The sequence below is a fragment of the Hoylesella pleuritidis genome (assembly GCF_963541955.1).
Taxonomy (GTDB): domain Bacteria; phylum Bacteroidota; class Bacteroidia; order Bacteroidales; family Bacteroidaceae; genus Prevotella; species Prevotella pleuritidis.
In genome coordinates, this window is the sequence record NZ_CAUTUT010000004.1 from 1 (window position 1) to 17,401 (window position 17,401).

A 17,401-nucleotide genomic window follows, 5' to 3' on the forward strand; every position below is an offset into this window, starting at 1 on the left:
ATAAGACCAATTGTCGTATCCCTTTATACATCAATACCGTTAGCCAGGAGACATTTCGAGATTCTCTTTGTGGATGATATTCGTCTGATTATCAGAATCAAGAAGAACATGAAGAATTCTCTGATATAATTATGCTCAGAATGCGTTCTATCATTAAGACCGTGAAGGATGAACTCGAGAATATCTGCCAGATTGAATACACAAGATATTGTTCCGTTGAGAATTTTGCTACAAATCTTTTGGTGAGACTGATAGTTTATACTCTACTACCAAAGAGCCATCTTGAACATCGATATCATTGATAAAAGCAGAATCCATTGCATAAGTATTAATCGAATTCATCTTAAATAATAGGAAAATGGATAAAAAACACGGAGTTTTTTATTTTCGATTCTAAAAAAGGCAGTACCTTTGTCACATCTATCGATACGACTCCGTATTGTGATAAACTCAAAAACTCGTAAACTCATCAACTTAAATTATGAAACAAATCAGTTGCTTTATACCTTATGCCAGTAAGGAACAAGCCGATAAAACGATACGAGCGCTCGAGGCGGAAACCGAAGTGCACGATGTGAATAGGGTGGAGACAAGTCTTTTTCGCACGCAGACCATCAAGGAGATTGTCGCCCAAGCCACGGCCGAATATACGTTGATTTATACGAAAGAAACGCCGTTGAGATTGGGATATTTGACTTTGCAGCGACTGATTCGCATTGCCGAAGATACAGGGGCAGGACTTTTGTATGCCGATCATTATCAAGTGAGGGACGGCGAAGAACAGAAAGCTCCTGTTATCGACTATCAGCCGGGGGCATTGCGAGATGATTTCGATTTCGGTTCGGTGCTGTTCTTCAATACGAAAGCACTCAAAGAGAGTGCTGAGAAGTTGACTGCCAACTATCGATTTGCAGGGCTTTATGACCTCAGGTTAGTGCTTAGCCGAAGCTATGAGTTATTGCACGTGGGCGAATTCTTATACAGTGAAGTGGAAGAAGACTGTCGCACGAGCGGTGAAAGGCAGTTTGATTATGTAGACCCGCGCAATCGTGAGCGGCAGATTGAGCTGGAACAAGCCTGCACCGAGCATCTGAAAGCGATCGGGGGATGGCTCGAACCTACTTTTGAAAGCATCGACTTCGGTGCAGATGGTTTCGAAACAGAGGCTTCGGTGATTATTCCTGTTCGTAATCGAGCCACTACCATTGAGGCGGCTATCCGTTCGGTGTTGTGTCAAAAGACCGCATTTAAGTTCAATCTCATCGTTATCGACAATCATTCTACGGATGGAACAACTGAGATGATCGATCGATTCAAAGATGACGAACGGGTGGTTCATCTCATCCCCACACGTAATGATTTGGGTATCGGTGGTTGTTGGAATCTCGGTGTACAGTCGGCGGCGTGCGGAAAGTTTGCCGTTCAGTTGGATAGCGACGATCTTTATAAGGACGAACATACCTTGCAGACGATCGTAGATGCCTTTTACAAGCAGCAGTGTGCAATGGTTATCGGAGCGTATCAGATGACCGACTTCGAGCTGAATCCTCTCCCGCCCGGCATCATCGACCATCGGGAATGGACCGAAGAAAACGGACGCAATAATGCATTGCGCATTAATGGGCTCGGCGCTCCACGTGCTTTCTACACGCCGATACTGAGACGTATCACGCTTCCCAATACAAGTTATGGAGAGGATTATGCAATGGGGCTGAATATTTCACGGCGATTCCGAATCGGGAGAATCTATGATGTACTTTATCTTTGTCGTCGGTGGGGCGGTAATTCGGATGCAGCGCTGAGTATCGAACGGCTGAACGCTAACAACGTCTATAAAGATCGTATTCGTACTTGGGAACTCCAAGCCCGTATCCGGATGAATCGCGAAGTCTTAAAAACCACAGAATGATGAAGCAGCTCATCCGCAACACGAGTTCGTGGCTATGGATTCCCACGCTGTATTTTGCCGAAGGGATTCCCTATTTCATTGTCAACAATATCTCGGTAACGATGTTTACGCGTATGGGGGTACCCAACGGCGAGATGGCACTGTTTACAAGTTTGCTCTACTTGCCGTGGACTATCAAGCCATTATGGAGCCCTTTCGTCGACATTTTGCGTACAAAGCGTTGGTGGATTCTGGCGATGCAGGTGCTGATAAGCATTATTTTCATTCTGCTTACGCTCTCGATTCCCCACCCTTCGGCACATCTGATCGGCTCGATGCAAACGCCTGTGAGTTTGTTTACATTCACGTTGATACTCTTTTTCATTACAGCCTTTGCCTCGGCAACGCACGATATCGCGGCCGACGGCTTTTATATGCTGGCCTTGAATCATCAGCAACAATCGTTCTTTGTCGGTATTCGCAGCACGTTCTATCGTCTTTCGTCTATCTTCGGACAAGGAGTCTTAGTGCTGATAGCGGGTCTTTTAGAGACACATACAGGCAGTATACCGTTAGCTTGGACACTGACGATGGCTTTTGCAGCAGCGATTTTCACCCTCATCAGTATTTATCACGCTTTCTTTATACCTCGACCGGTGGAGGATTCTGTGCGACTTGGTGCAACAAGTGCACACGTCCGGGATATTATCTCAGAGTTCGGGCGCACCTTTGCAACCTATTTTCGGAAGCCTGGTGTGGCTATTGCGGTTGTCTTTATGTTGCTTTATCGACTGCCAGAAGCCTTTCTCTTGAAAATGGTTAATCCTTTTTTGCTGGATGCGAAAGTACACGGCGGACTTGAATTGGCTACCGAAAGCGTGGGGATAGTCTATGGAACGATCGGTGTCTTGGCACTGACTGTTGGTGGAATTATCGGCGGTGTGGCTGCATCTAAGTGGGGATTGAAACGTTCTTTATGGCCGATGGCAGCCTGTATGACACTTCCTTGCCTTACGTTTGTCTATCTCAGTGCGGCAACTCCGAGCAGTTTGGTTGTCATCAGTACGTGCGTCGCAGTAGAACAGTTCGGTTATGGTTTTGGGTTTACGGCCTATATGCTTTATATGATGTACTTTTCAGAGGGCGAATTTAAAACGGCTCACTACGCCATTTGTACTGGATTTATGGCATTGAGTATGATGATCCCGGGAATGTTTGCGGGTTATCTGCAAGAGTGGTTGGGGTATTCGCACTTCTTCTGGTTTGTCATCGTCTGCTGTTTGGCTACTGTTGCTGCGACGTTTGTCATCAAGGTAGATCCCGACTACGGGCGAAAGGAAAAATAAACGACTTATGAATAATCTCCTTTTAATTGCCGATAGCGGTTCGACCAAAACTGATTGGTGTGTCGTGAGAGACGGAATATCGGTCCGACGGATTACCACCAAAGGAATGAATCCGTATCTTCAAACGTCCGAAGAGATGGAGGTCGAGATACGCGAGCACCTTCTTCCTCATCTGCCCGATGGCCAGTGGCGAGCCGTTTACTTTTATGGTGCAGGATGTACAACACAGAAGTGCGCTGTCGTTGCCGATTGTTTGCAGCGCTATTTGCCCGTGACAGGTCCAGTCGAAGTGCATTCCGATTTGTTGGGAGCAGCTCGTTGTCTGTGCGGGCATCGCTCGGGAATTGCCGGAATACTCGGAACAGGTTCCAATTCGTGCTTTTATGATGGGCAGAAAATCATTCAGAATACGCCCGCTTTGGGGTTTATTCTCGGGGATGAAGGCAGCGGAGCTTACCTCGGAAAGTGTTTGGTAAGCGATATTTTGAAGCATCAGTTAGCGCCCGAGTTGGCAAAACGTTTCCTCAAACAGTTCGCTCTAACCCAGGAAAGCATCATCGAACGCGTCTATCGGGCGCCTTTCCCCAATCGGTTTTTAGCCAGCTTGAACGTATTTTTAGAGCAGAATCGTGCCGATCCTGCCGTACATCGCTTGCTCATCGATGCTTTTCAGGCTTTTCTCCGACGCAATATTATGCTCTACGATTATGCCAATCACCCGCTTAATTGCATCGGTACGATTGCCCACATCTATCGACCTGAATTGACAGAGGCTGCTACCGAATTGGGAATTCGCATCGGCACGATTTGCAAGACACCGATGGACGGGCTGCTCGAGTACCACTGTCGTGAACGAGGAGATGAATAAATGAGTTGACGGGGATATTAAAACAAATGTTATGAGTTTCAAGAAGATTACCGAGCAAGCCTCTTTTTACGACGATTTAGAACACAAGTCGGTGCACGAAATATTGGAAGATATCAATCGAGAAGATCAAAAAGTGGCCCTTGCCGTGCACAAAACGATTCCTCAGATTGAGCAACTTGTTGAGCGAATCGTACCGAGAATGAGGCGTGGCGGCCGTATCTTCTATCTCGGGGCAGGCACAAGCGGCCGATTGGGAGTGCTCGATGCCTCAGAACTTCCACCCACTTTCGGGGTTCCTAAGACATTGGTTATCGGACTGATAGCTGGTGGCGATGCGGCGTTGCGCAATGCCGTGGAGCGTGCCGAGGATGATTCGCAGCGCGGATGGGCTGAACTTGTCAAGCATAACATCAATACCAACGATACCGTCATCGGCATTGCAGCCTCCGGAACCACACCTTATGTGGTGGGAGCATTACGCAATGCCCGCGCACATCATATCCTGACGGCGTGCATTACCAGCAATCCCAGTTCGCCGATGGCAGCAGAATCGGATGTGGCTATTGAAATGATCGTAGGCCCGGAGTATGTAACCGGCAGTTCGAGAATGAAATCCGGCACGGGCCAAAAGATGATTCTGAATATGATCAGCACGTCAGTAATGATTCAATTGGGGCGCGTCAAAGGTAGCAAAATGGTGAATATGCAGCTCAGCAATCAGAAACTCGTCGATCGAGGAGCGCGTATGCTCGTCGAGATGTTGGGTTTAGATTACGACAGAGCCAAGTCGCTTCTTCTCCTTTACGGCTCTGTCGAGGGGGCGTTGGAGGCCTATCGGAAGTGAGAAACTCATATCTATCACCGAGGCAAACTGTGCAAACTCATTTCCCGAATAAATGAGTTTTTATAATATTTCCACTCGCTGCTGACACTTTTCTGCAAAGCTGTTGCTTATGCTGAGCTGACCTGCTAAATACGTAAACATTACATTTTATGTGCAAAGAGCATAGAGTTTTTCCTTAAAACTCTTAATCTTTCCGAAGTAAACTTCTAATCTTTTCATAGTAAATTCTTAACTTTTCCTTAGAAAGTTCTTAATATTTTCATAATAAACTCTTGGGTTTTATAAGAAAAACTCTTAAGTTTTTTGAAGAAAGCTCTTAATCTTTTTGGAAAAAGCTTAAGAGTTTTTTTGCTAAAACATTTGCCATTTCGGTTTGTTTTTGCTATCTTTGCCTCCGGATGCTTCGGTACTGCCTTTGCGGGTTTTACGGTTTCCGGCTCGCACAGGACAAACAACAGGAAACTGGCCTTTTGAAGCTATGGCAAATAAACCTTTGCAATTCATTTTGACGGAGCGTAAACTCAATGTGGGCAAACAGGCTGAAAAGATCGTGCTGATTGCCCAGCCTACGGGAAGACACCGCGTGGATTTCCGCAATTTTTGCGAGTGGGTGGCTAGATCTACTACTTTCAGCCCGCAGGAAGTTGCAGCAGTGCTTAATTTGGCAACGGAAACGGCGCGTAATATCGTAGCTAACGGAGATATCGTGGATTTTGGCGATCTCGGCACGCTCAAGCCCTCGTTCAAGAGTCGGGCTGTGGAGAAAGGAAAACCTTTCCGGGTACAGGAGCATATCGAGAAACCGGTTGTCAGACTCGTTCCTTCACGCAAGTATTTCACCCTGACAGATGTCGTCTACGAACAGGTGCCTGTGAAGAAATCGTAAGAGAGGAAACGGGACGGAAAGGAACTGATGAACTCGAAGCCGGTTCGTCGAAAAACTAACGCTGTCAGAGATTGTTATTGACGTATTTTTGAAGTCGCCTCGGCAATAATCCAGGGCGACCTTTTTATGTTCGTATTCTTTGTTGCTATCTCTTGGTATATGTTTGCCGGAATTTTTTTATCGGTGTTAACGAAATGTAATAATTACAACATAGAAGCAAGATTTATCAAAATCCTTAGTTAATAGCTACATACAAATTAAATAATTGGATTAAATTAGTAACTAATCAACAAAATGAAATGAAGAAGTTAGCATTAAGAAAAGAACTAATGGTTATGTTTTCAATCCTTGCGTGTGCATGTGGCAATGATAGAGACGGGGATTTGGGAACAAATGCAGGGGATGGAACTTTCCCAACTGCAATTAACTCGTATGTGAACACGATGCCGTCGGTGAAGCAGATGAATCCTTTTTCGGAGAGAAAGGTGGGCGAAGCCAAACCTGCATCCCTCGGATATGCATTTGCAGAAACCAGGGCAGGTTCGACAAAGGAGTTCTACGAACAAGCGAAAGAGTTTGAAGAGCAACTTCTCTTCTCGGATGATAAGAACGTTTTCTATCCCGGTGCACTGCTTCGGGCGAAGAGTGTGGTTGAAGGAGAGTATGATCCCATTGAGGCAGAGCGCGCTCCAATTGTTCTTTCTACCGATCTTCCTGGTAGTTCTGACCCCACGATCAGGATAGAGAATCCCTCGCTTTCAGGCGTAAGAAAGGGAATTAACGAGTTGCTTAGTCGCGGGTTTAACGCTCCAGCGGCTAATCTTACTTACTCTATCGAAGAGGTTTACGACAAAGCGCACCTTAAAATGGCGATGGGTGGCAACTACAAGGGTGCTGCCAATAACGTGGAGGCAAGTACCGGCTTCAGTTTTGACAAGGAAAAGAACCGTTTTCTTGTGAAAGTGCAGCAGGTATTCTATGAATTGAGCATCGACCTTCCCAAAAAACCGTCAGACCTTTTTGCCAAGGAGTTTGACTACAAGAAGGAGTTTGGAGCTGAAAAGCCACTGTTTGTCTCTTCTGTCAAGTATGGTCGCATCTTGCTTTTGGGCATTGAGACAAATATGACGAAGAAAGAGGCGGAAGCTAAGCTGCAAGCGTCTGTGTTGGGCGGAAAGATTGGCGTAAAAGCAGAAGCTGCTTACCAAGACTTGCTTAAAGAGTCTACCATCAAGGGACGTGTTTTGGGTGGTGATGCCAAGTTAGGTTCGCTGGCAGCCATTAACTTGGAGGATGTGAAGAAGTTTATCGGAGAAGGTGCCCGCTTGAGTACTGAAAACCCCGGCGCGCCCATTGCTTATAAGTTGAAGGAACTTGGGACGAACCGCACGTTCAAAACGGTAATCTATTCCAAGTATACTAAGAATGATCCCTATGCAGGCGAGTTCTCGAAAATCAGCTTCGACCTGATTGTTTTGGATGAACTAAAATCGTTGTCGGGTAAAAAGCTCAATGCAGGCAGAGGCTTTATACAGTTCGGTACCGATCCTAAGCAGCGAACAGAGTTCTTCTTTAACTACTGGAGTCAGCGTACGCGCTACAATATCCCCAATTATAAAAGCGGAGAGAAAATTTTCGTAGTGTTCGATAGGAAAAAGGAGAATGACGGATTTAAGAAAGAGTATATCTTTGAAGTACCTCTGTTCGAAACTTTGGTAAGAGAAGGTAAGAGGTTAGGTCCTGGAGAAGTGAAAAAGCTTTATGATACAGCGAGGAATCCTCTGAACTTGCGTGATACTAAAGAAGAAGTGACATTGAACTTCGGTATAGAGAACCTGAAATTTTACAAGTAACTATTTGAGAAAGAACCTGGCATCGTGCTGGGTTCTTTCCTTTTTTATGCCCTTTTGCCAACCTGCGCAAGAGGGAAATAACGAAGATTTTCACGTGTAAATTAACTGTTAAACACATTGTAGTTAACCATTAAATGCACGCTGTTTAATGGTCTTTCGTAAGGCGAAAAGCCGTTAATGAGAAAATGACTTGACTGTTTATGTTTTCTCATTGGATATCCTTAGTATTCAAATTATTCATTTTCTCAAATATATTCAGCTTTCTTCTCTTGGTTATCAATAAAAAAGTAGTAACTTTGTCAGAAGATATTGTGTTGTGGATGAATATAACGGATAAAAAAGTAACTGTGAGTCGCATTTGTCTTTATCTGCCTTTATGATTCCAGATACACAAATATCAAAGATATTTCTTGAAAAAGGTTCTCATAGTTCGATAATATAGGCTGATATGACAACACACGTTTTCATTGTAGATACAAATACATTTCAATATCATTTGCGCTATCTATTTGCAGGAACAGGCTTTAAGGACAAAAATATAGACTTTAACCAGAATCCCCATTCAGTGTTACATCCAACGTCTGAAAAGGGACTTGTCGGGATGATGGCTGATGGATGTCGGATAAGAAAGAATGATTTGATAATCTTTTATGTACAGGCAACAGATGAATTTGAAGGTAAATTTTATGGAGTTTTCAGGGCGAAGACAAATGGAATTTTCGTAGATGAAAATGATGGGCAGCAATATTTACAGGAAAATTTAGGAAAATCTCTCTTATTTCGGGTGCAAATCGAACCATATGAAGTATATCCCGAAGGAGTGACCGAATGGCAAGCACTTGATGAGATCAGGGCATTAACCAGTCCTAACCAAATGTTATGGAGTCTGATTTACCGAAAGTTGAAAGGAAATAGGGGGAATACGATGATTACGATTTATGAAGCCGATAGACTCATTCATTTGATAAGGCAAAGGAATCATCACTCAGAACCTTTTGCCAAAATTGTAAATGGATTCGATTTTGATGAGATTCGTCGATGTATTGTACAAGGGGATGCTTATGAATATGTAGGGCGGAAAACTCAAATAGATATATTGCCACGGTTAATTTACAAATGGTCTAAGGGACAACAGATAGAAGCGCATTTACAAATGTATATTACACAAAACGTGGGATGCGGAACAAATCGTTCATTAGATGATGCATTGGGAATTACCGAAAGTCTAAAACTTGAATGGATTGGTAATGAAGTCTCTTGCGGTGTAGGCATGCAACGGATGGATATAATGTTGTCATTAGTAGGAAGTGCAACAAAACGTTATGTAATGCCGGTTGAATTAAAGTCTGTTCCGGCCAGTGAAGATAATACTCGGCAATTAATGAGATATATAGATTGGATTGAACAGTATTATATTCCTAACAGAATCAGTATTATTCAACCCGTATTAATTTGTCCAAAATCTTCGATCGGAATCTCAACACAGGTATTACAGAAGTTCGAGGAGTTTAATACAACAGGAAGAAACGGTCGATTCTTATCTTTGATTTATATAGAATTTTCCGTAAAGAATGGGAGTCTAAACTTTCAAAGAGTACGATATTAAGATGAATTATATTGGCTCTAAATTCTCTTTATTAAACTTTTTATACGAAAGTATATCAAAAGTTGTCGGTGATTTGCACGAAGGACTCGTTTTTGCAGATATGTTTGCAGGAGCGGGATCTGTTGGAAAATTCTTTAAAAAGAAAGGATGTAAGATTATTGCAAATGATATACAATATTACAGCTATGTGTTAAATAGACAATATATCGGTAATAATTGTGTCTTACTATTTCGTGGCTTGGAAGACGAAATCCCTGTTCTCAGGAATGTAATGTTCGATGAAGATAGGGCGAAAATCGTGTGTCAGTTTTTAGATGGATTGCCTGCTACTAAGGGTTTTCTCTATGAAAACTATTGTAAAGGAGGTCATTCGGAGAATGAAAATTATAGGCTGTATTTCTCAGATATGAATGGGGGGAGATGCGATAGCATTCGGATAAAAATAGAAGAGTGGTATAGCAAAGGATTAATCTATCAGGATGAGTATTTCTTTTTATTGGCTACATTGATTGAAAACATTGATAAAGTTGCAAATACGGCTTCCGTTTATGGTGCCTTTCTCAAAAAGTTAAAGACTGCTGCAAGGCGACCTTTGGTAATGAGACCTACTGAAACAATTCTTAATCAATATGAGAATAGGGTATATAACTGTGATGCAAATAATCTTATCTGTGATATTACCGCAGATATCCTATATTTAGATCCGCCTTATAATCAGCGACAATACGGAGCTAATTACCATCTATTAGAAACGATTGCACGATATGACAATCCTGAATTGAAGGGAAAAACGGGAATGCGTGATTACCATTTGCAGAAATCTGAGTATTGTTCACGTAGTAAAGTGGCGTCAGCTTTTGAATGGCTGATCGATCAGGCAAAAGCAAAATATATTTTTTTGAGTTATAATAATGAAGGATTGATGTCAATAGATACTATCCGTTCCATTATGTCTAAGCGTGGATTCTATGGATGTTTTGAGCGAAGATACAATCGTTTCAGAGCAGATGTTCCCTCTGAAAAACGACAAATAAAAGCTGATTCTACTGTCGAATTTCTACATTATGTAATTATCGACTGATTTAGAAGATCTTTTTTCAAGCATAATATTTTAAAAGCCGCCTCTCAATACATTTATTGAGAAGGCGGCTTTAATTGTGTATGAGTTTTGAATAGTAAATCTTTTACTATCAATAGACGATCTTTATCCGCAGTGGAAATATTTTTCGACGAGTTTGAGATTCTCTTCGGGGTTTCCTTCTACTTCTTTGCGGAGTGTCGTGTCATTGAAAGACCGGAGCTGGTCAATGATTCCATCGATCATATCTTTACTGAACACACCTTGCTCCTCATAAACTTTGCGCTGCTTTTCGAGGCACGCTGCCGATGCAACACAGCTGTCGGGAAGTTGTGAAAGATGGTTGAGCACGCCCTCGTTCTCTTTGTCGTGGATGTTGACATCAACGTAAGTTTTCTTCGCAATATCAAGTGCGTCGGGCATTTCAAAACCATAACGACAAGCAACACAAAGTCCAGCTAAAAGCTGGTAGAGGTCGGCTGAACCATCGGAAGAACGTATTTCCACGGTCTGTTTAAACGATGCGTTGGGTGTTTCTGCTTTTTCCAAGGGGTTAGCCTTGTTACACATATCCACACCGGCAGTCCATCCCAACGGTACTCGTACGAGAACGGAACGGTTGCGGTCGCCCCAACAAACGTTGGTCGGTGCTTCCTGGTGCGGGACAAGACGGAAATAAGAGGTCGGATTTTTGTTACCGAAAGCCGTGATACTGGGTGCAAGCTCCATCATTCCGGCAATCATACGACGTGCATCATCGCTCAAACGCCCGTCTTTCATCATCATATTCTTGCCGTCTTTTATCATTCTCATATGGATGTGGAGACCTGAACCGGCCTTACCTGCCGTAATCTTTGGTGCGAAAGTTACGTTGAGACCGTTGCGATAAGCCAGATTGCGGATGATCCATTTGGCAATCATCAATTGATCGGCCGTTTCTTGAACTTTTACGGGCAAGAATTCGATTTCATTCTGCTCATAAACGAGACCGTTCAGTGTGAATGTTCCTACTTCGGAATGACCGTATTTGATTTGACCACCTGCACGGGCGATATGCTCCATACACATTGCGCGGAATTCGTTTGTCTTTACATAAGGAGCTGACTCGTGATAAGCGTGCTGGTCAACAGCTGGGAATACGCCTTCGTCGGGCTTGATAACATAGTACTCCAACTCGCCCATAGCTTGGTATTCCATTCCCGTTGTTTTGGTAAAGGCCTTTGCGGCCTTATCAAGTGTGTATTCGGGAGAACTCTCCAAGGGGTTCCCGTCTTTGTCGAAGAAAGAACAAAGCAGGTCAAGTGTCGGTATCTCGGCAAATGGATCTACGAAAGCCGTGCTGAAACGAGGTAAAACATAGAGGTCGCTGCTGCTTGCTTGGATGAAGCTGAACAAACTCGATCCGTCTACTCGTTCACCAAATGTGAGGATGGTTTTAAGATAATCGAGATTAGTCAACACGAAGTTGAGTGTCTTTAACTTGCCGTCGCCGCCCGGATACAGAAAGTTGACCATCTTGATCTCCTTTTCCTGAATGAATTTAATGATGTCGGCCTTGGTAAACTCAGCTGCCGGTTTCTGTAAATACGCCACAATCTCGTTGGCGTTCATTAAAAGTTCGTCGTTGTTCATATACTGGTTAATGATTAAAATTAGGCCTTTCTATCGCTGCAAAGATACAAAATAAAAGTATATGTGCAAAAGATTTTGTGACAATCTGTAAGAAAATCCGCATTAACTTGCGTTAAAATGAAATTTCGTACTTACAAGTTGTCTTTGTCAGGGACAGAAGTTGAGGAGTTAAAAGAGTTGGGGAGTATAGGTGAATACTTGTCTATTGTCTTGCCCCTTTAACTTCTTTAACTCCTTAATTTCTGCCGTTCACTTTACTATTTTGGTCTGGATACTTTCGATACTGCCCGTAGTGGGATTAAGAATGATGCGCGTTGTCTGTTTCTTCCCGAACAATTCGCCGCTTAAATTCTCTACTCTTCCGAATTGAGCTGCATATAATTCAAAGTCGGCTCGCAGCTTCTCTTGCTCGTAGAGGGCAACTTTGATTTTGCCAGGAAGGTTTACGTTCAGGCCGATGTCATCTTTCGACTTCTTCTGTTCGAGAGTATTTTCGTTCGCTCCTGCTATGACATGCTCATCGGTTACACATATATAATAAGGTGTGCCACTGAGATCGTCACTGTCAGTGAGTCCGAATCGTTTGGAGAAACGGAACAACAATTGGTGCTTTACCTCCTTAGTTGGAATGTAAGTAAGTACGTTTTCGATAGTGTCTTTAACGGTTGTACCCTCGAAAACCTGCAATAAACCACGCTCTTGTGTAGTCAGATTGGCGAGCATTAATTTCAATTGCTGTCCGTCTTTGGGCATAGACTCGGCCTTTCCGCGTGATAATTGATCGCGGCTGTCACGTATATCGTAGATCTCTTGGGCACAGAGCTCGGCCATTTTGGCCGTACTTCCCGCCGTCAGAATATCTTCGTTCATAAAGTCTTTGGGGTTAAGCGGTTCGGGTTTGCGAGCCGGAACGAATGCCATCGGTTGCTGAGGTTTCTTACCTTGAGCATTGATCGCCAACAAAATACCGCTTTGGTCGCGGCTCACTTCCGTGATACTGTGCTTTTTGTCCAATGCTAACGTAAACTGTTTGGCAGAATCGGGCACTCCGACGGATGATAAATGTGTGTTGATGATGCGATAGGTGGTACTGGGATTTAACTCTACTCCCGTCTTTTTCATATACCGTTCGGCATACGGCGCAAATTGTCCCGGTGTGTAAGTGGTCTTTTCTATCAAAAAGGTCAGGCGTAAAGCCGTTCGTGGTAAAAAATAAGTGGTTCCCTCAACCGTGCGTTGTGCGTGAACCATTGTCATCGTGCACAAAGCTAAAAGTGCCGTTGTGAATTGTTTTCTCATCATTTATTTTGGTTTAATCGTTCATTCTTCGGAATGCCGAAGGCAGATATTTGATAATGTCTCCGGCAATAAGGCTTTCCTTACCGAGATCTTTTGCAGCCAGATCTCCAGCCAAACCGTGAAGGTACATACCCAAAGTGCAAGCCTCTTCCTGATGGTATCCACGGGCCAAAAGCCCTGTGATGATTCCCGTCAGAACGTCGCCGCTCCCCGCAGTAGCCATTCCCGAGTTACCGGTTGAGTTGAAAATAACATTTCCTTCGGGGGTACACAGAGCCGAGTAATGCCCTTTTAAAATGATGTAAGCCTGCAAATGGTCAGCCAACTCACGCGCCTTGTCCAGCCGTTCATAATCTCCCGTACACGGGGCACCTGCTAATCGCTCTAATTCCTTGGTGTGTGGCGTCAGGATAATGCCTTTTGGTAGTTGCTGCATCCACGCTCTGTGTGTTGAAAGGATGTTCAGTGCGTCGGCATCGGCCACAATTGGACATATGGTTCGGCGTAATTGAGCGATCATTGCAATGGCTGTACTCTCTTGTTGACCTAATCCCGGTCCGATACCAAGTGCATCGAAGCCTTCGGTATCTACCGGTTCGGAGAAACAAGTTTCTTCGTGATCCATCTGCATCACGGCTTCGGGCACGGCAATTTGCATAATATCATAGTTGCGTTTGGGTGTATGAACCGTCACTTTACCTGCACCTGAGCGTAGGCAAGCTTGTGTGGCCAGCACCGCTGCACCCGACATACCATAACTCCCGGCAATGATCAGGGCATTACCCATCGCTCCTTTATGTGCAAAATCATCCCGCCCACGTAACAACGGACGAAGATCATTCTCTTCTATAATAGAAAAATGGGCTTTCGTCTGGGCGATATACTCCTGAGACAGACGAATATCGAGTACGCGCAACTCGCCTAAATAGGGTTGGTTGTCAGCTAACAGCATTGCCAGTTTCTTCTGTTGCAGTGTCAATGTGAGGTCTGCTTTGACAATATTTACACGTACATTTTGCGTGTTGTCTTCTGTCATTAGTCCCGAAGGAATATCGATACTTACCACATTTGACGGCGATTGATTGATATATTTCACCAAAGAAGCGAACCCTCCGGCCAAAGGCTTATTGAGACCGGAACCAAATAGTCCGTCGATCACCAACATATCGTCATCGAGTTGAGGCGGATCGAAGTTGACAGAAATCTCTGTAAAGTTCTTGACACGCTTGCTATCGATAAGTCGTTGTCTATTAATAGCACAGTCATCCGACAGTTTATCGTGGATATTAAACAAATAAACTTCCACTTGATAACCTTTTTCTGCCAGCATCCGAGCTACGGCCAGTGCATCGCCACCGTTGTTTCCCGGACCGGCAAACACGATAATGGGCGTCTGTACAGCCCATCTCTCGGTGATGGCATAAGTGATTGCTTTCGCAGCTCGCTCCATTAGCTCAATGGAACTCACCGGTTCGTGCTCGATGGTATAGGCATCAAGTTCTCGGATTTGCGTGCTATTGAATATTTTCATATCAGTGCAAAAATACGAAATAAATACTAATCGATAGCCAATGTATGCTATATTTTTAGTAATTTTGTCGCAAAAACTTCTTAATTGCACTATGAGTATCATCAAAATCAAGGATAAATCATTCAAGACTTTCATATCAGAAGCTGAGATTCAAACACGTGTCAAAGCGGTGGCCGACAAGATCAACCGAGACTTGGAAGGGAAAAATCCGCTGTTGCTTGCCGTGTTAAACGGTTCGTTTGTGTTTGCTGCTGACTTGATGCGGTATATAACCATTCCCTGTGAGATTTCTTTTGTCAAGTTGGCTTCTTATCAGGGCACTACTTCGACGGGTGAAATTAAGGAGGTAATCGGTCTGAATGAGGATATTTCCGGCCGTACGGTGGTCATCGTAGAAGATATTGTAGACACGGGAGCGACGATGAAACGGATGATCGAAACACTTGGAACACGAAATCCTAAGGCATTGCATATCTGTACGTTGCTGCTGAAACCGGATAAATTGACAGTGCCTTTGGACATCAAGTATGTAGCCATAGAGATTCCGAATGACTTTATCGTGGGTTACGGACTTGACTATGATCAGCAGGGACGTAATCTGCGCGATATATATACATTGGTGTGAGGGACTTCGGGTTGCGTTGTTGTGTAGACAATTCACATACGAAGAAACTTATAAACTTATAAACAAAAAACTAAAATGAGGAATATTGTAATCTTTGGGGCACCGGGCTCCGGCAAGGGAACGCAGAGTGATAAACTAATTGATAAATATGGGTTGAATCATATCTCGACAGGCGACGTGTTGCGAAATGAAATCAAGAATGGAACAGAGTTAGGAAAGACAGCCAAAAACTATATCGATAAAGGACAGCTTATTCCCGATGAACTGATGGTTGACATTCTTGCGAGTGTTTATGATAGCTTCGGCAAGGACCACAAAGGTGTTATCTTCGATGGTTTCCCACGTACAATTGCTCAAGCCGAGGCACTGAAAAAGATGCTGGCCACGCGTGGACATAATGTGGCTGCAATGATAGAGCTCGACGTTCCGGAAGAAGAACTGATGAAACGGTTGATTCTTCGCGGTCAGCAGAGTGGTCGTTCTGACGACAACGAGGAGACAATCAAGAAACGCCTCGATGTTTATCACGGTCAGACTGCACCGTTGATCGATTGGTATAAGCGTGAAGGCATTCACAACCATATACAAGGCTTGGGCGAACTCGACCGCATCTTTGCCGATATTTGTGCCGTTGTAGATAGGTTATGAGTTTTTGAGTTTTTTAATTGATGAGCTTTTTAGTTTTAGTTGGCAGCTTTAGAAGTCTAAAAACTTATCGATTTACAACCCCAAGAACTTAAAAACTAAGAAACTATGTCCGATTCCAACTTTATCGATTACGTTAAAATATATTGCCGCTCGGGCAAAGGTGGCCGGGGATCTATGCATCTGCGGCACGTGAAATATCAACCTAATGGAGGTCCTGACGGCGGAGACGGTGGTAATGGAGGCAGCATTTATCTGCGCGGGAACCATAATTATTGGACGCTCTTACATCTGAAATACGAGCGACATATCTTTGCCGAGCACGGCGGAAACGGCGGACGAGACAAGTGTCACGGTACAAATGGCAAGGATCGGTATATCGACGTGCCGTGCGGAACAGTGGTTTATGATGCCGAAACGGGAAAATTCGTTTGTGATGTGATGTATGACGGGCAAGAGGTTTTGCTCTTGAAAGGCGGTCGCGGAGGTTTGGGTAACTTCCAATTTCGGTCGGCTACCAATCAGGCTCCACGTTTCGCACAACCCGGCGAACCGATGGAGGAGATGACGATTATTCTCGAACTCAAGTTGTTGGCCGATGTCGGACTCGTCGGTTTGCCCAATGCAGGTAAATCGACATTACTTTCGGCTTTGTCGAGTGCACGCCCCAAAATTGCCAATTATCCGTTTACCACGCTCGAACCATCGCTGGGTATTGTGGGGTATCACGACAAACAGTCGTTCGTAATGGCCGATATTCCCGGCATTATTGAAGGAGCGAGCGAGGGAAAGGGCCTCGGCTTGCGTTTTTTACGTCATATTGAGCGTAACTCTTTGCTGCTGTTTATGGTGCCGGGCGACACCGACGATATTAAGCGCGAGTACGAAATTCTGCTCAACGAACTACGAAACTTCAATCCCGAGATGCTCGACAAACATCGCGTATTGGCCGTAACGAAAAGCGATCTGCTCGATGAGGAACTCGTAGAAATGCTTCGTGAGACACTCCCCAATGATCTTCCTTGCCTTTTCATATCGTCGGTTACCGGACAAGGATTGGATGAATTGAAGAATGTTTTGTGGCAGGAACTCAACAGTGAAAGCAATAAGATACAGGATATTATGGCCGAAGAGACGCTCGTTCATCGCGACAAGGATATGCAACGTATTGCCGATGAATTGCGGGAGGAGGGAGAAAACGATAATATTGAGTATCTTGATGAAGACGATATCGAAGATCTTGATGACTTTGAATATGAAGACGACCCTGTATCGAATGCTGAAAAATAACAGGAAATAT

Annotated in this window: 14 protein-coding genes and 1 pseudogene; 12 read left to right on the forward strand and 3 right to left on the reverse strand. The window is 44.0% G+C overall.

Features of this window, described 5'->3' with window-relative positions; translation table 11 throughout:
• The 9 genes and pseudogenes from RWY97_RS09945 to RWY97_RS02295 all read left to right on the forward strand — a co-directional run.
• Positions 1-351: pseudogene (locus RWY97_RS09945) on the forward strand (transposase); the annotation flags it as partial.
• Between the two features lie 130 nt (positions 352-481).
• Entirely contained in the window at positions 482-1,909 is a 1,428-nt protein-coding gene (locus RWY97_RS02260; RefSeq protein WP_315565287.1) for a glycosyltransferase family 2 protein, read from the forward strand.
• Positions 1,909-3,234: an MFS transporter gene (locus RWY97_RS02265; protein ID WP_315565437.1), complete on the forward strand. Its 1,326-nt coding sequence runs from the start codon at positions 1,909-1,911 to the stop codon at positions 3,232-3,234. Before RWY97_RS02260 ends, RWY97_RS02265 begins: the two co-directional genes overlap by 1 nt.
• Positions 3,235-3,241: 7 nt before the next feature.
• Positions 3,242-4,102, forward strand: coding sequence for an ATPase (locus tag RWY97_RS02270; RefSeq protein ID WP_315565289.1), 861 nt, complete (start codon positions 3,242-3,244; stop codon positions 4,100-4,102).
• 31 nt (positions 4,103-4,133) lie between these two features.
• Positions 4,134-4,946 carry an N-acetylmuramic acid 6-phosphate etherase gene (locus RWY97_RS02275; RefSeq protein ID WP_315565290.1) on the forward strand — a complete coding sequence of 271 codons (813 nt, stop codon included), beginning with the start codon at positions 4,134-4,136 and terminating at the stop codon, positions 4,944-4,946.
• A gap of 478 nt (positions 4,947-5,424) precedes the next feature.
• Entirely contained in the window at positions 5,425-5,832 is a 408-nt protein-coding gene (locus RWY97_RS02280; RefSeq protein ID WP_021584567.1) for an HU family DNA-binding protein, read from the forward strand.
• Between the two features lie 299 nt (positions 5,833-6,131).
• Positions 6,132-7,685, forward strand: a complete 1,554-nt coding sequence (locus tag RWY97_RS02285) for a thiol-activated cytolysin family protein (protein WP_024992032.1) — start codon at positions 6,132-6,134, stop codon at positions 7,683-7,685.
• A 448-nt stretch (positions 7,686-8,133) separates the two neighbouring features.
• Positions 8,134-9,291, forward strand: a complete 1,158-nt coding sequence (locus RWY97_RS02290) for a hypothetical protein (protein ID WP_315565294.1) — start codon at positions 8,134-8,136, stop codon at positions 9,289-9,291.
• A 1-nt stretch (position 9,292) separates the two neighbouring features.
• A complete protein-coding gene (locus RWY97_RS02295; RefSeq protein WP_315565296.1) occupies positions 9,293-10,372 on the forward strand; it encodes a DNA adenine methylase in 1,080 nt (359 codons plus the stop codon).
• A gap of 123 nt (positions 10,373-10,495) precedes the next feature.
• Here the strand turns inward: RWY97_RS02295 and RWY97_RS02300 are convergent, their stop codons facing one another.
• The 3 genes from RWY97_RS02300 to RWY97_RS02310 form a co-directional block, all read right to left on the reverse strand.
• Complete coding sequence (locus RWY97_RS02300; RefSeq protein ID WP_314079706.1) at positions 10,496-12,001, reverse strand: glutamine synthetase family protein; 1,506 nt, start codon at positions 11,999-12,001, stop codon at positions 10,496-10,498.
• Between the two features lie 249 nt (positions 12,002-12,250).
• The gene (locus RWY97_RS02305) at positions 12,251-13,300 is read right to left on the reverse strand and encodes a DUF4831 family protein (RefSeq protein ID WP_024992029.1); all 1,050 of its coding nucleotides are present in this window, start codon (positions 13,298-13,300) and stop codon (positions 12,251-12,253) included.
• 13 nt (positions 13,301-13,313) lie between these two features.
• Positions 13,314-14,831: an NAD(P)H-hydrate dehydratase gene (locus RWY97_RS02310; RefSeq protein ID WP_315565299.1), complete on the reverse strand. Its 1,518-nt coding sequence runs from the start codon at positions 14,829-14,831 to the stop codon at positions 13,314-13,316.
• A 91-nt stretch (positions 14,832-14,922) separates the two neighbouring features.
• Here RWY97_RS02310 and hpt point away from each other — a divergent pair, with 91 nt between their 5' ends.
• The 3 genes from hpt (at position 14,923) to obgE (ending at position 17,391) form a co-directional block, all read left to right on the forward strand.
• Positions 14,923-15,456 carry a hypoxanthine phosphoribosyltransferase gene (gene hpt, locus RWY97_RS02315; protein ID WP_021584503.1) on the forward strand — a complete coding sequence of 178 codons (534 nt, stop codon included), beginning with the start codon at positions 14,923-14,925 and terminating at the stop codon, positions 15,454-15,456.
• A gap of 75 nt (positions 15,457-15,531) precedes the next feature.
• Positions 15,532-16,104 carry an adenylate kinase gene (locus RWY97_RS02320; protein ID WP_024992027.1) on the forward strand — a complete coding sequence of 191 codons (573 nt, stop codon included), beginning with the start codon at positions 15,532-15,534 and terminating at the stop codon, positions 16,102-16,104.
• A gap of 105 nt (positions 16,105-16,209) precedes the next feature.
• The gene (obgE, locus tag RWY97_RS02325) at positions 16,210-17,391 is read left to right on the forward strand and encodes a GTPase ObgE (protein WP_315565301.1); all 1,182 of its coding nucleotides are present in this window, start codon (positions 16,210-16,212) and stop codon (positions 17,389-17,391) included.
• Positions 17,392-17,401 lie beyond the last annotated feature (10 nt).